The sequence below is a fragment of the Shewanella frigidimarina genome, from assembly GCF_003797125.1.
GTDB classification, from domain to species: domain Bacteria; phylum Pseudomonadota; class Gammaproteobacteria; order Enterobacterales; family Shewanellaceae; genus Shewanella; species Shewanella frigidimarina.
In genome coordinates this window covers 1-13,340 of sequence record NZ_RKKE01000007.1, presented here as the reverse complement: position 1 = coordinate 13,340, position 13,340 = coordinate 1, and the positions used below count along the sequence as shown (strand labels likewise).

Genomic DNA, 13,340 nt, shown 5'->3' with positions numbered 1-13,340 from the left:
GCATGTTTATGTTGCCGTTGTCGGACAGGCATCAATCGAAACGTCCTAATCTTATTGATTGGGACGCTGAAAAAACAAATATTAGATTGAGTTCTAATTAATTATTAGTAGAACTCATGGGTTAAGTTTTTGTTGTTGTTTGCATTGTCTCGGCAGGGAAGCTGAATTTTTTTTACAAAGGCAATTTTTTAGTTGTGTTCGGTAAATCTTTTATGGTACTTGTTAGTTATACCGTAACGTTATTTGAACATAACCAAACGAATTATTTAGAAACTTAGGATACTGTCTAAAACATGTTAAACCACACAGCCATTCTCATTCTCGAAATTATTACCGTAGTGATTATTAAGTCACAGCGGGGGTGGCGTTTTGGCAACTAGACTGACCTAAGAGTCAAACAGATTGCAAAAACCCCCGCTCCGAAAGGACCGGGGGTTTTTTAGTTTTAGGCTTAAGTAAAACCACAGACCCAATATTACACAGTAGAGCAGCAGAACCATTGACGAAGTAGAGAGCAACATATGGAAGCAGGACAGAAAATGCGCGGCGCGGATGCAGTAATCAAAGTACTAGCAGCACATGGTGTGACAACCGTATTTGGTTATCCTGGTGGGGCGATTATGCCAATCTATGATGCCCTTTATGGCGGTCCTGTAGAGCACTTGCTTAGCCGTCATGAACAAGGTGCCGCGTTTGCTGCCGTAGGATATGCCCGTGCTAGTGGTAAAACCGGGGTGTGCTTTGCAACATCAGGCCCAGGGGCCACTAACTTAATCACCTCACTTGCCGACGCTTTACTTGACTCGGTTCCACTAGTTGCCATAACGGGCCAAGTGTCTACTAGTGTTATCGGTACCGATGCATTCCAAGAGATAGATGTATTAGGTATGTCGTTGTCATGCACCAAACACAGTTTTATGGTCACCGACATCAATGAGCTTATTCCCACCTTATATCGCGCTTTTGAAATTGCAGCAGAAGGACGTCCTGGTCCGGTTTTAGTTGATATTCCCAAAGACATTCAACTTGCAGCATTAGAATACAAAACCCCCCTTCAAAGTGTTAATGATGAATTACAGCCTCTGGTGGCTGACTTAGATGCCGCCGCAGAGTTAATTAAACACGCTAAGAAGCCTATGTTGTATGTTGGTGGTGGTGTGGGTATGGCTGGCGCCGTTGCGCATTTACGTCAGTTTATCGACACCACAGGCATTCCATCAGTGGCAACGTTAAAAGGTTTGGGCAGTATTGCACATGGCACTAAAGGTTATTTAGGCATGTTGGGTATGCACGGTGGCAAAGGGGCAAACCTTGCAGTGCAAGAATGTGATTTATTGATGGTGGTTGGCGCACGTTTTGATGACCGCGTTACCGGTCGGCTAGCGAGTTTTGCTAGTAATGCCAAAGTGTTGCATTTAGATATCGATGCCGCCGAAATTGGTAAATTACGTCAAGCTGACGTGGCGATAGCTGCTGAACTTAGCATTGTTTTACCCGCACTAACGGCCGCCGTTGCTGGAAAACTGGATATTGCTCAATGGCAAGTTGATGTGGAGGAGTTATCCCGTAAGCACCAATGGAATTACCAACACCCGGGCGATTTAATTTATGCGCCAGCGATGTTACGCCGTTTAGCCAATAAACTTCCTGAAGACAGTGTTGTTGCTTGTGATGTTGGCCAGCATCAAATGTGGGTGGCGCAGCACATGTGGTTCCGCCGTCCTGAAGATCATTTATCCAGTGCTGGCTTAGGTACTATGGGTTTCGGCTTACCTGCCGCTATTGGCGCACAAGTTGCCCGACCTGATGCGACGGTGGTCACGGTCTCTGGTGATGGTTCGTTTATGATGAATGTTCAAGAATTGACCACCATTAAGCGTCGTAAATTGCCGGTAAAAATCTTACTGATTGATAATCAAAAACTGGGTATGGTTAAGCAATGGCAACAGTTATTTTTTGAAGAGCGTTACAGTGAAACAGACTTATCTGACAATCCTAACTTTGTCCTGATGGCATCAGCATTTGATATTCCAGGTCGAACGATAACGCGAGCAGATCAAGTTGAGCAAGGATTAGACGAGATGTTGAACAGTAGCGGTCCTTACATGCTGCATGTATCGATTGATGATATTTTTAACGTATGGCCTTTAGTACCGCCAGGTGCGAGTAATAGTGACATGATGGACCAAATGGAGAAGCAAACATGATGCATGCATTAGAAATAACCGTTCAGCAACGCCCCGAGGTACTTGAACGCGTGCTCCGTGTGACTCGCCATCGTGGATTTAAAGTCACTCAAATGCAGGTGCGCATCAACGACGACACCAGTATGGCGGTCGACTTATGGGTTGAGGCCGAACGCGCCATTGAATTGTTAAGTACCCAGTTAGATAAACTCATTGATGTGATGCATTGTAAAGTTTTGCCAGCAGTGTCACTGGATCAAGCAGCAAACAGTTAAGCTTTTTTATCACTCATTATTAGAACGTTATCCGTGATCAAATCGGTAACGAGCTCCACATTAAACAAGGATATTTGCAATGCCAAAATTACGTTCAGCAACCAGTACCGAAGGCCGCAACATGGCAGGCGCCCGCGCACTATGGCGTGCCACTGGCGTAAAAGAAAATGATTTTGGTAAGCCCATTATTGCCATTGCCAATTCGTTCACCCAGTTTGTACCGGGTCATGTGCATTTAAAGAATATGGGTTCATTGGTTGCCGGCGCGATTGAAGAGGCGGGCGGTATTGCCAAAGAGTTCAATACTATTGCCGTTGATGATGGTATCGCCATGGGTCATGGCGGCATGTTGTACAGCTTACCGTCGCGCGAGTTAATTGCAGACAGTGTTGAATATATGGTCAACGCTCATTGTGCCGATGCATTAGTGTGCATTTCTAACTGCGATAAAATTACCCCAGGCATGTTAATGGCAGCGCTACGATTAAATATCCCTGTGGTATTTGTGTCTGGTGGCCCAATGGAAGCAGGTAAAACCAAGTTATCTGATCAAATTATTAAACTTGATTTAGTCGATGCCATGATTGCCGGTGCAGACTCTAATGTCAGTGATGAAGACAGCAAGCAAATCGAACGCAGTGCTTGTCCTACTTGTGGGTCGTGCTCGGGTATGTTTACTGCTAATTCAATGAATTGTTTAACCGAAGCCTTAGGATTGTCATTACCAGGTAACGGTTCAATGCTTGCAACTCATGAAGACCGTCGTGAATTATTTTTAGAAGCCGGTCGCCGTGTAATGATGTTGGCAGAACGTTATTACAAGCATGACGATGAAACTGCCTTGCCACGTAATATTGCGTCATTTAAATCATTTGAAAATGCCATGGTACTCGATGTTGCCATGGGAGGTTCATCTAATACTGTGTTGCATTTAGTCGCCGCAGCGCAAGAGGCGGAAATTGACTTTACCATGGCGGACATTGATCGCATATCGCGCTTAGTGCCTCATCTATGTAAGGTTGCACCATCAACGCCTAAATATCATATGGAAGATGTTCACCGTGCTGGTGGGGTAATGGGGATTTTAGGCGAGTTAGATAGAGCAGGTTTAATCCATAACGATGTACCGCATGTGGCCGCAGACAATGGTGGCGATTTAAAATCAGTCTTAGCTAAGTACGACATTAAACAAACTAACGATCCAGATGTAATCCGCTTTTTTAGTGCCGGCCCTGCTGGTATTCCCACCACGAAAGCATTCAGCCAAAATTGTCGTTGGGACAGTGTTGATGATGATCGTGAAAATGGCTGTATTCGTTCGCGTGAGTTTGCCTTTAGCCAAGAAGGGGGCTTAGCCGTATTGTCAGGTAATGTGGCCGTTGATGGTTGTATTGTGAAAACCGCAGGGGTAGACGAGTCTAACTTAACCTTTGTTGGTAGCGCTCGAGTATATGAAAGCCAAGACGATGCGGTAGCCGGTATTCTCGGTGGCGAAGTCGTTGAAGGTGATGTAGTGGTTATTCGCTACGAAGGCCCTAAAGGTGGTCCGGGTATGCAAGAAATGCTCTATCCAACAACCTACTTAAAATCACGTGGTTTAGGCACTAAATGTGCGTTAATTACTGATGGGCGTTTTTCCGGTGGTACTTCAGGTTTATCGATTGGTCATGTGTCACCAGAAGCGGCGTCAGGTGGCACCATTGCACTTATCGAGAACGGCGATCAAATTGCCATCGACATTCCCAAGCGTAGCATTCAACTTAATGTCAGCGATAAAGAGCTTGCTCAGCGTCGCACTGCGATGGATGCCAAAGGTCCGCTAGGTTGGAAGCCGGTTGCTCGTGAACGTTATGTGTCATTAGCGCTTAAGGCGTATGCATTATTGGCCACCAGTGCTGATAAAGGTGCCGTTCGCGATCGCGCTAAGCTGGAGGGGTAATATGTTGGCTTTGGCGTCTCAAACTCAATTAGATTTAGCGCATTATTATTTACAGAAAATTTTGCTGTCGTCTGTTTATGATGTGGCTAAAGTGACGCCATTGTCGAGCATGAATAAATTGTCTGCTCGCTTTGGTTGTCAGGTGTATTTAAAGCGTGAAGATATGCAGCCAGTGCATTCGTTTAAAATACGTGGTGCCTACAACCGTATCGCAGCGTTAACTCAAGATGAGTGCGATAGAGGTGTGGTGTGCGCATCTGCGGGCAATCACGCTCAAGGAGTAGCGATGTCTGCTGCCAGTCGCGGTATTGATGCCGTAATTGTAATGCCTAGTACCACGCCAGATATTAAGATTGATGCGGTGAAACGCTTAGGTGGCAATGTGGTCCTTCATGGGCAGGCGTTTGATCAAGCCAATGACTATGCCAAAAACCTCTCGGCAACAGAAGGACGGGTGTATATCGCCCCATTTGATGACGAAGCGGTTATTGCCGGACAAGGCACTATTGCTCAAGAAATGGTACAACAACAACGCGATATTGAAATCGTGTTTGTGCCTGTTGGCGGTGGAGGCTTAATTGCCGGTATTGCGGCCTATTACAAAGCGGTGATGCCACAAGTTAAGATCATTGGGGTTGAACCCGAAGACGCTGCTTGTTTAAAGGCGGCATTAGAAGCCGATGAACCTGTGACGCTGGCCCAAGTCGGTTTGTTTGCTGACGGCGTAGCGGTTAAACGCATTGGTACTGAGCCATTTAGGTTAGCGCGTGAATATGTTGATGAAGTGATTACGGTTACTTCTGATGAAATTTGCGCAGCGGTTAAAGATATTTTTGAAGATACCCGTGCAATAGCAGAACCTGCAGGGGCCTTGTCAATTGCTGGGCTTAAAAAGTACATGGCGCAACAAGGTGACTCCATCGACGCGCCGAAAAAAGTCGCAGCTATATTGAGTGGCGCCAATGTGAATTTTCATAGTTTACGTTATGTGTCTGAACGCTGTGAATTAGCGGAGCAAAAAGAAGCGGTTTTAGCGGTGAAAATCCCTGAAAAGCCTGGCAGTTTTTTACGTTTTTGCGAGTTATTAGATAAACGGGTGATGACCGAATTTAACTATCGCTTTAGTAGCCGTGACATTGCAGTGGTGTTTGCCGGCATTCGTCTTACCGGTGGCCAAGCAGAGCTAAGCGAGATTATTGCTAAACTTGAGTCGGAAGGCTTTGAAGTTCAAGATTTATCCCAAGATGAAACGGCTAAATTACATGTGCGTTATATGGTCGGCGGTCACCCACTTGAACCACTAGAGGAGCGCTTGTTTAGTTTTGAATTTCCTGAACATCCTGGGGCATTATTGAAGTTTTTAACCACTTTACAGAGTAAATGGAATATCAGTTTATTTCACTACCGTAACCATGGTGCAGCCTTTGGTAGGGTGTTAACGGGGTTTGAAGTTCCGTTTAAAGACGATGTGGCGTTCGCACAGTTTTTAACGGAGCTAGGTTTCGTTTATCAAGAAGAAACCCACAGTCCGGCATATAAGCTCTTTTTAAATAGCGCTAAAGCAAAATCGTAAGTCATTTTTAACTGACCTGAACTAGGGGTAAGAGACGAAGATATGATAATAAAGATCATAGACTTAGACGTTTATCACTATCAAACTTGTCATTTGTTTTACTAACAAGGCGAATTGACGCGTCAATAGCGGGTCTATTGCAAGTTAATTCAACACCGTTAGTAAGACAAAGAGCTGTTTGAGAGGCGTTTGTTATCCCGAGTTCAGGTTGACTACCATTCTGAGGTGATTTAGTGCCTCAATGTGGTATTGTCAGTTCGCCTAAAACGAAAAAATATTCGTGGGTTTGTAGAAACTATTACCAACGACCACTAATAAGTTGATGTTAATGTATTTTGCAGCAACTGATTGGTATAGTTTGCTTTATATGTAGGGTAAATTTTTCCAAATTCATACATAGTTATGAATTTTCGACCTCATTTTAAGGAGACTTTGATGTTACCCGTACCAACAATTCAAGCTTTTATGCCACCGCGCCGAATCTTAATGGGTCCAGGCCCATCTGACGTGTATCCCGAAGTGCTTGCGGCACAATCAAGGCCGACTATTGGCCACCTTGACCCATTATTTGTTGGCATGATGGATGAGCTAAAAAGCTTAATTCAATATGCTTTTCAAACCAAAAACGAAATGACCTTAGCTGTATCTGCTCCAGGCAGTGCTGGCATGGAAACCTGTTTTGTCAATTTAGTTGAACCTGGTGAAAAGGTAATCGTGTGTCGTAATGGGGTATTTGGTGAGCGCATGCGCCAAAACGTTGAGCGCGTTGGCGGTGTTGCGGTAGTCGTCGACAATGAATGGGGCGAACCTGTATGCCCAGATAAAGTTGAAGCTGCACTTGTCGCACATCCTGATGCCAAATTTTTAGCCTTTGTACATGCAGAAACCTCAACGGGTGCGCTGTCGGATGCCAAAACATTATGCACCTTGGCGCAATTACATGACTGTATCAGTATTGTTGATGCGGTGACTTCATTGGGTGGCGTTGAATTGCTGGTGGATGAGTGGGGCATTGATGCCATTTATTCAGGCAGCCAAAAGTGCTTATCTTGTGTACCTGGTTTATCTCCGGTGTCATTTTCGCCTAAAGCCGTTGCTAAACTAAAAGCTCGTACCACCCAGGTGCAAAGTTGGTTTTTAGATCAAACCTTAGTGATGGGTTATTGGGGTAATGGCAATGGCGCTAAGCGCAGCTATCATCATACTGCACCAGTTAATGCATTATATGCCTTACATGAGTCTTTACGTTTGTTAGCCAATGAAGGGCTCGAAAATGCCTGGGCAAGACACCGTAAAATGCATCTGTTATTACGCGATGGATTAACCAAACTTGGATTGAAATTTGTGGTTGAAGAAGCGTCTCGTTTACCGCAACTTAATACCGTTTATATTCCAGATGGTGTTGATGACGCTGCAGTGCGTAAGCATTTATTGGAAGAATATAATTTAGAAATTGGTGCAGGCTTAGGCGCTTTAGCGGGTAAAGCATGGCGCATCGGCTTAATGGGCTATGGTGCCCGTCGTGAAAACGTCTCCCTTTGCTTACATGCACTAGAAGAGTCTCTTAACCAGAACTGAGGTTAACAAACTTAGTGGATGTAAAAAAAATGACGCTAATAGCGTCATTTTTTATGTCTGTAAACTGAGTAAAAACGATTATAGAGTCAAAAGTATCAATCGTTATCCCTCGTTCAGGTTAGTTACTCAGCAAACTTTTTTTCTAACTCATTCACTTGCGCTTGCAATACTTCAAGCTTTTCGCGAGTTTTAAGCAACACGTGTTGCTGCACCTCAAACTCTTCGCGCGATACCACGTCCAGTTTCATCAATTGGTTTTGTAATATCTGCTTGCTGCGTTCTTCAAACTCACCGGCAAATTGCTTAACACCGCTGGGTAAGTTATCGCTTAGCTGCTTAGCGAGTTCTTCTATTTTCTTTGGATTAATCATGATGATTCCCTACTGAGACATTGATTTAATTGTAACCGAGGTAAGCGCTTTTCCAAACCCTAACTGTGATTTTTCGTTAACCGTCACCAGTTGATTCTGCTATGATCCGCCTTCGTTTAAGGCTAAGCAAGGTGTAATGATTAATGAAACTCAATCCAGGGCAAAATGAAGCCGTACATTATGTATCGGGTCCATGCTTAGTGCTCGCTGGCGCGGGGAGTGGTAAAACACGTGTAATCATTAATAAAATTGCTTACTTAGTTGAAAAATGTGGCTATAAAGCTCGCAATATTGCCGCAGTAACCTTTACCAACAAAGCCGCCCGTGAAATGAAAGAACGTGTTGCTCAGTCGATGGGCCGCAAAGAAGCGCGCGGATTATGGATTTCTACTTTTCATACATTAGGGCTCGAAATTATTAAGCGCGAACATAAAGTGCTTGGGCTTAAAGCGGGTTTTTCATTGTTTGATGATCAAGACACTTTCGCGTTATTAAAAGAACTGACCGAAGATGAGTTAGATGATGATAAAGACCTGATTAAATCTTTGGCATCAGCGATATCGAATTGGAAAGGGGGATTAGTGATCCCTCAGCAAGCAAAAAGTATGGCAAAAGACGAGCAAAGCCAATTATTTGCCATGTTATATGCCAGGTATGCTCAGCATATGAAGTCCTATAATGCGCTCGATTTTGATGACCTAATCTTAATTCCAACATTATTGTTGCGAATGAATGAAGAAGTGCGCACCCGTTGGCAAACTAAAATTCAGTACTTGCTGGTGGATGAGTATCAAGATACCAATACCAGCCAATATGAGTTAGTTAAGTTACTGGTGGGTGAGCGTGCACGTTTTACGGTGGTAGGTGATGATGATCAGTCCATTTACTCTTGGCGTGGTGCAAAGCCACAGAACCTAGTGTTATTAGGAACTGATTTTCCAAGACTTAAACTGATCAAATTAGAGCAAAACTATCGTTCAAGCCAACGAATTCTCCGAGCAGCCAATATTCTGATTGCTAACAACCCTCACGTGTACGACAAAGCGTTATTTAGTGAGTTAGCTTATGGTGAGCCATTAAGAGTATTAATTGCCGCTAACGAAGAGCAAGAAGCTGAGCGAGTGGTGGCGGAGATAATTCGACATAAGTTTGTTGGCCGAACTAAGTTTGGTGATTACGCCATTTTATATCGAGGTAATCATCAATCTCGTTTACTCGAACGATCGCTTATGACCAACCGTATTCCTTATAAGCTTAGTGGCGGTACTTCATTTTTCTCTCGTGCAGAAATTAAAGATATCATGGGGTATTTGCGTTTAGTGGTTAACCCGGACGATGACAATGCTTTTTTGCGGGTGGTTAACTTACCTAAGCGTGGTATTGGCCCTGCGTCGCTGGAGCGTTTAGGTAATTTTGCCAATCAAAAGCATATATCATTATTTGAAGCTATTTTTGATGTTGAACTCAATCATCATTTAGCGCCTGCAGCGGTTAACTCTTTATATCAGTTTGGTAAGTTTATTGTTGATACCGGTGAAGTCGCCTCGCGGGGTGAGCCTGTTGAAGCGATTAAACAGCTTATTCGTAAAATTAATTACGAAGATTATCTGTACGAAACGAGTACCAGCGCTAAAGCGGCTGAAATGAGGATGAAGAATATTTCGGAATTATACCGCTGGGTTACCGAAATGCTCGAAGGTGATGAGTTAGATGAACCTATGACCTTGCCAGAAGTGGTTACTCGATTAACCCTGCGCGACATGATGGAACGCAACAGCGAGGATGAGGGTGGCGATCAAGTTCAGTTAATGACGTTACATGCCTCTAAAGGACTGGAATATCCCTTTGTATTTATGGTGGGCGTTGAAGAGCGCATTTTGCCGCATCAGTCGAGTATTGACGAAGACAATGTTGATGAAGAACGACGTCTGGCGTACGTGGGTATTACCCGTGCACAACGTGAATTGTGGTTTGTAATATGCCGTGAACGTCGCCAGTTTGGTGAAACGATGCGATGTGAGCCGAGCCGTTTTTTACTTGAGTTGCCTCAAGATGATTTAATTTGGGAAAACCGTAAGCCTGTTCAAACAGAAGAGCAGCGTGTCGAAACCAGTAAAAGTCACATCGCCAACATACGCGATATGTTTAAAAAATAGTGCTAATTGGGTTGGTCTTATTGATTAGGCACAGGCCTTATGTGGCTTTTTTTTTTCGTTAAATAATTTACTGATTGCTCGGCCTTGGCCACGTACATAGCCAAGTTCTAAAAACTGCCTTACTTGTTGTTGTGTGTCTACTGTGGTGGCGTACATATCGAAATTAAGTGTTTGTGCCGTCAGTTGGTAAGCTTTGACTAATTGTAACTGTTTGTCATTGAGTAAATGCTTACTGATGTCATCATCTAGCTTTAATGCCTTAATCGGTAAAAAACTCAGGCAACTGAGTGAGCTGTAACCTGTGCCATAGCCATCGATACCGATTTGCACGCCCAGTTGCGAGATAAGCTCGAAGCCATTGATGTGATTTTCAGTGTCTTGCACTAGTGCTTTTTCGTTAAAGAATAATATTAATTTCTCAAGATGGATGTGACTACTTTTAATGGTTTGCTTGAGATTGCGTAATACGAATTTATTTTTGATGTGCTGGCTGCTAATGGATAGATGTAAGTATACAGACGGTCCATATTTTGATTTAAGAAATTGATATTGCTCACTTAAGTGAGAAAATATATAACCGTCTATATTAAGTGTGAGCTGGTATTGTGCGGCAAGCTGCTTCATCTTGCCATGTTCAATTAAGCCTTGCTCGGGATGATGCCACTCAATGTGAGGTTCAATGGCAATGATTTCACCAGTAGTAAAATCGACCACTTCAACGTAGTTAATTTCAAATTCTTGTTGGTCTAAGGCCTTTTTAAAATCAATTTCCAATTCATGTTGTAGCTTAGATTGTGCGCTGAGTTTGTCGTCAAAAATAACATAACAACCTTTACCATTGGCTTTAGCTTGATACATGGCAGCGTCAGCATCGCGTAGTAGTGACTCACTGGTGACTAATTTATTGCGTCCACTAAATGCAATTCCGATACTGGCACCTGAGATGAACTCTTGTTTGGCGAGCTGATAGGGCATCGACAACGCTTGTAAAATACGATCACTTACCTCGATAGCATCTTCCGTGGCGTTAATAGAATCCAGCAAAATAACAAATTCATCACCGCCCATTCTTGCTAGTGTGTCGTTTTCTCGTACACATGACTTGATACGTTGTGCGGTTTCAATTAAAAAGCGATCGCCTTCGAGATGACCAAAAGAATCATTGATCACTTTGAACCGATCAAGATCGATAAATAATAATGCAAACTGATCTAATCCATGCCGGCGCAAGTGTTTTAATGCTTGTGATAATCGTTCCATTAAATAGCTGCGATTGGGTAAACCAGTCAGCCCATCATGCTGAGCATCGTGTAAGAGCTGATTTTCAATCTTACGGCGCTGATTGATTTCTTGTTGAAGATTGTTGTTCAGTTCAGCGAGTGCTTTAGTGCGTTTAACCACCTTATCTTCTAGCTGCTCATGGCTGTTTTTGAGCGATTCAGTCGCCAATTTACGCTCAATAGCGTTGGCCATATGTTGGGATACGAATGTCAGTAGCTCTAGATCTTTCAATTGATAAATATGAGCGTCATCCAAGCTATAAATCGTTAACGCACCAGCAATATCACCATTAATGATCAGCGGAATGCCTATCCATTGATGCATTCTATCGGTTTTGTTCAATTCTGGTGATTTTGCATATATTTCGCCATTAGCAACCATATCAGCGATATCTTTAGAGGATAAGAGCCGAGGCAACTTATGTTCTAGAATGTATTCTGTTAGCCCGTCCTGCATAGGACGAGAGGCTGGATATTCGGTTGTCATCTGCGAAACATAAAAAGGAAATGACAACATATTGTTATCGTTTATTAATGAGATAAAGCAGTTATCAGCCGGTATTAATTGACTCATAATAGTGTGAAGTCGTAAATAGAAGTCTTGTTGGAGTACATTTGATGCAGATAGATCGGCAATTTCGAATAAAGCTTTTTGTAATTTTTCGGCTTTAACGCGCTCAGTTATTTCTTTTTTGACTTTTTCATAAGCCTGGCTGAGTTCTTTAGTACGTTCAACAATAGCTTGTTCTAGCTGTTCATGATGCTCAAGCCGTTCCATAACCCCAGAAATATGATGACAAATGAAACCCATTAATTCTAATTCAAGTTCACCGTAAGTATTGGCTTCGTTATAGCTTTGCACAACAAGTACACCACTGACGATTTCCTGGTTCTTGATGGGTACGCCGAGCCATTGGTGACTTGGAGAGCCTAGGCTTTTAATATCGCCACTTGCGATCAATTCATTAAACTTAATATCGTCGCATAATAAAGGTGTGCCATTACGGAGCACATAACCTGTTAAGCCACTATTGAGTAATGCCGATATTTCTTGGTCTGGGTAGAGTTCCGTTGGGTGAGAATCTTGTTGGTCGGCAAAAAAAGGTAAACTTGTCAGTCCGGTTTTAGGGTCTTGAGAGGCAATAAAAAAGTTCTCCGCAGGGATAAGTTGCTGCAGATGTAAGTGTACTCGCTGATAAAAATCATCAAGAGAAGTGACCTGGGTCGCAATATTGGATATACCCAGTAAAGCATTTTGAATAATTTCAGAACGCTTATATTTTTTAGCCAAACGCTTTAAGCGAGCTATCCTTTTTTGCAGATGCTCGACTCGTGGAGAAGCTATTGAGTGACTTATTGCAGTATCCATACCCTTGTTGACCGTTATCCTATTAATTATGCGAACAAATTATTGTTGAACAACCATTATAATTACCATAAATACAAATGTGATCCAAGCTAAATTAATGTCAGTATAAAGTTAAGAAGTCTCGTAAATGAGTGTGAATAAGTAAGAAGTGAGCAAATAGTTAGCGAAAATGAGTCAAAAGTTAATCAGTCAGTTAAAAAAAGCAAATCAGGGCTAGACGTGGCGGTGTTTTATCCCTAATATATGCGTCGCTAACCAAGGCGAGCGCCCATAGCTCAGCTGGATAGAGCGTACCCCTCCGGAGGGTAAGGCCGAAGGTTCGAATCCTTCTGGGCGCACCATTCGGCATGTACTGTTTCTGTCGTATTGGTTAGTAGAATTGAAAGTCAGTGGTGATTGTAGCTCAGTTGGTAGAGTCCCGGATTGTGATTCCGGTTGTCGTGGGTTCGAGCCCCATCAGTCACCCCATTCAATTTACAGCTTTATTTTCGGTGATTAGCGCAGCCCGGTAGCGCATCTCGTTTGGGACGAGAGGGTCAGAGGTTCGAATCCTCTATCACCGACCACTTTTATGTATTCCAGTTAATATTTTTCAATTGGCTTACCGCTCAAA

The 13,340-nt window shown here is 43.2% G+C and carries 8 protein-coding genes and 3 tRNA genes; 9 read left to right on the top strand and 2 right to left on the bottom strand.

Going from position 1 to position 13,340, the window contains the following annotated elements; translation table 11 throughout:
* Positions 1-521 precede the first annotated feature (521 nt).
* The 5 genes from ilvG (at position 522) to EGC86_RS17250 (ending at position 7,551) form a co-directional block, all read left to right on the top strand.
* On the top strand, positions 522-2,207 hold the full coding sequence (gene ilvG, locus EGC86_RS17270) for an acetolactate synthase 2 catalytic subunit (RefSeq protein WP_123778372.1): 1,686 nt from the start codon (positions 522-524) through the stop codon (positions 2,205-2,207).
* The gene (gene ilvM / locus EGC86_RS17265) at positions 2,204-2,461 is read left to right on the top strand and encodes an acetolactate synthase 2 small subunit (protein WP_123778371.1); all 258 of its coding nucleotides are present in this window, start codon (positions 2,204-2,206) and stop codon (positions 2,459-2,461) included. The genes ilvG and ilvM overlap by 4 nt, the downstream gene beginning before the upstream one ends.
* A gap of 79 nt (positions 2,462-2,540) precedes the next feature.
* On the top strand, positions 2,541-4,400 hold the full coding sequence (ilvD, locus tag EGC86_RS17260; protein WP_123778370.1) for a dihydroxy-acid dehydratase: 1,860 nt from the start codon (positions 2,541-2,543) through the stop codon (positions 4,398-4,400).
* Between the two features lies 1 nt (position 4,401).
* Positions 4,402-5,973 (top strand): threonine ammonia-lyase, biosynthetic, encoded by a 1,572-nt coding sequence (ilvA, locus tag EGC86_RS17255; RefSeq protein WP_123778369.1) that lies wholly within the window; start codon positions 4,402-4,404, stop codon positions 5,971-5,973.
* Between the two features lie 435 nt (positions 5,974-6,408).
* On the top strand, positions 6,409-7,551 hold the full coding sequence (locus tag EGC86_RS17250; protein WP_011635915.1) for a pyridoxal-phosphate-dependent aminotransferase family protein: 1,143 nt from the start codon (positions 6,409-6,411) through the stop codon (positions 7,549-7,551).
* A gap of 122 nt (positions 7,552-7,673) precedes the next feature.
* On the opposite strand, the gene ubiK is transcribed toward EGC86_RS17250, so the two are convergent.
* Positions 7,674-7,922, bottom strand: coding sequence for a ubiquinone biosynthesis accessory factor UbiK (gene ubiK / locus EGC86_RS17245; protein ID WP_123778368.1), 249 nt, complete (start codon positions 7,920-7,922; stop codon positions 7,674-7,676).
* Positions 7,923-8,065: 143 nt separating this feature from the next.
* On the opposite strand from ubiK, the gene rep reads away from it, so the two are divergent.
* Positions 8,066-10,078 carry a DNA helicase Rep gene (gene rep, locus EGC86_RS17240; RefSeq protein WP_011635917.1) on the top strand — a complete coding sequence of 671 codons (2,013 nt, stop codon included), beginning with the start codon at positions 8,066-8,068 and terminating at the stop codon, positions 10,076-10,078.
* Positions 10,079-10,102: 24 nt separating this feature from the next.
* On the opposite strand, the gene EGC86_RS17235 is transcribed toward rep, so the two are convergent.
* Positions 10,103-12,727 carry a sensor domain-containing phosphodiesterase gene (locus EGC86_RS17235; RefSeq protein ID WP_123778367.1) on the bottom strand — a complete coding sequence of 875 codons (2,625 nt, stop codon included), beginning with the start codon at positions 12,725-12,727 and terminating at the stop codon, positions 10,103-10,105.
* A gap of 264 nt (positions 12,728-12,991) precedes the next feature.
* Between EGC86_RS17235 and EGC86_RS17230 the strand changes: the two genes are divergently transcribed.
* The 3 genes from EGC86_RS17230 to EGC86_RS17220 all read left to right on the top strand — a co-directional run bounded on the left by EGC86_RS17230 (position 12,992) and on the right by EGC86_RS17220 (position 13,293).
* A tRNA-Arg gene (locus EGC86_RS17230) sits at positions 12,992-13,068 on the top strand.
* 51 nt (positions 13,069-13,119) lie between these two features.
* Positions 13,120-13,195 (top strand) — tRNA-His (locus tag EGC86_RS17225).
* A 21-nt stretch (positions 13,196-13,216) separates the two neighbouring features.
* A tRNA-Pro gene (locus tag EGC86_RS17220) sits at positions 13,217-13,293 on the top strand.
* Positions 13,294-13,340 lie beyond the last annotated feature (47 nt).

Excerpts from the sequence above, each read along its gene's own strand:
- ilvA (WP_123778369.1), top strand. The coding sequence starts at position 4,402 with ATGTTGGCTTTGGCGTCTCAAACTCAATTAGATTTAGCGCATTATTAT.
- ubiK (WP_123778368.1), bottom strand. The coding sequence starts at position 7,922 with ATGATTAATCCAAAGAAAATAGAAGAACTCGCTAAGCAGCTAAGCGAT.
- ilvM (WP_123778371.1), top strand. The coding sequence starts at position 2,204 with ATGATGCATGCATTAGAAATAACCGTTCAGCAACGCCCCGAGGTACTT.
- EGC86_RS17235 (WP_123778367.1), bottom strand. The coding sequence starts at position 12,727 with ATGGATACTGCAATAAGTCACTCAATAGCTTCTCCACGAGTCGAGCAT.
- ilvG (WP_123778372.1), top strand. The coding sequence starts at position 522 with ATGGAAGCAGGACAGAAAATGCGCGGCGCGGATGCAGTAATCAAAGTA.
- rep (WP_011635917.1), top strand. The coding sequence starts at position 8,066 with ATGAAACTCAATCCAGGGCAAAATGAAGCCGTACATTATGTATCGGGT.
- ilvD (WP_123778370.1), top strand. The coding sequence starts at position 2,541 with ATGCCAAAATTACGTTCAGCAACCAGTACCGAAGGCCGCAACATGGCA.
- EGC86_RS17250 (WP_011635915.1), top strand. The coding sequence starts at position 6,409 with ATGTTACCCGTACCAACAATTCAAGCTTTTATGCCACCGCGCCGAATC.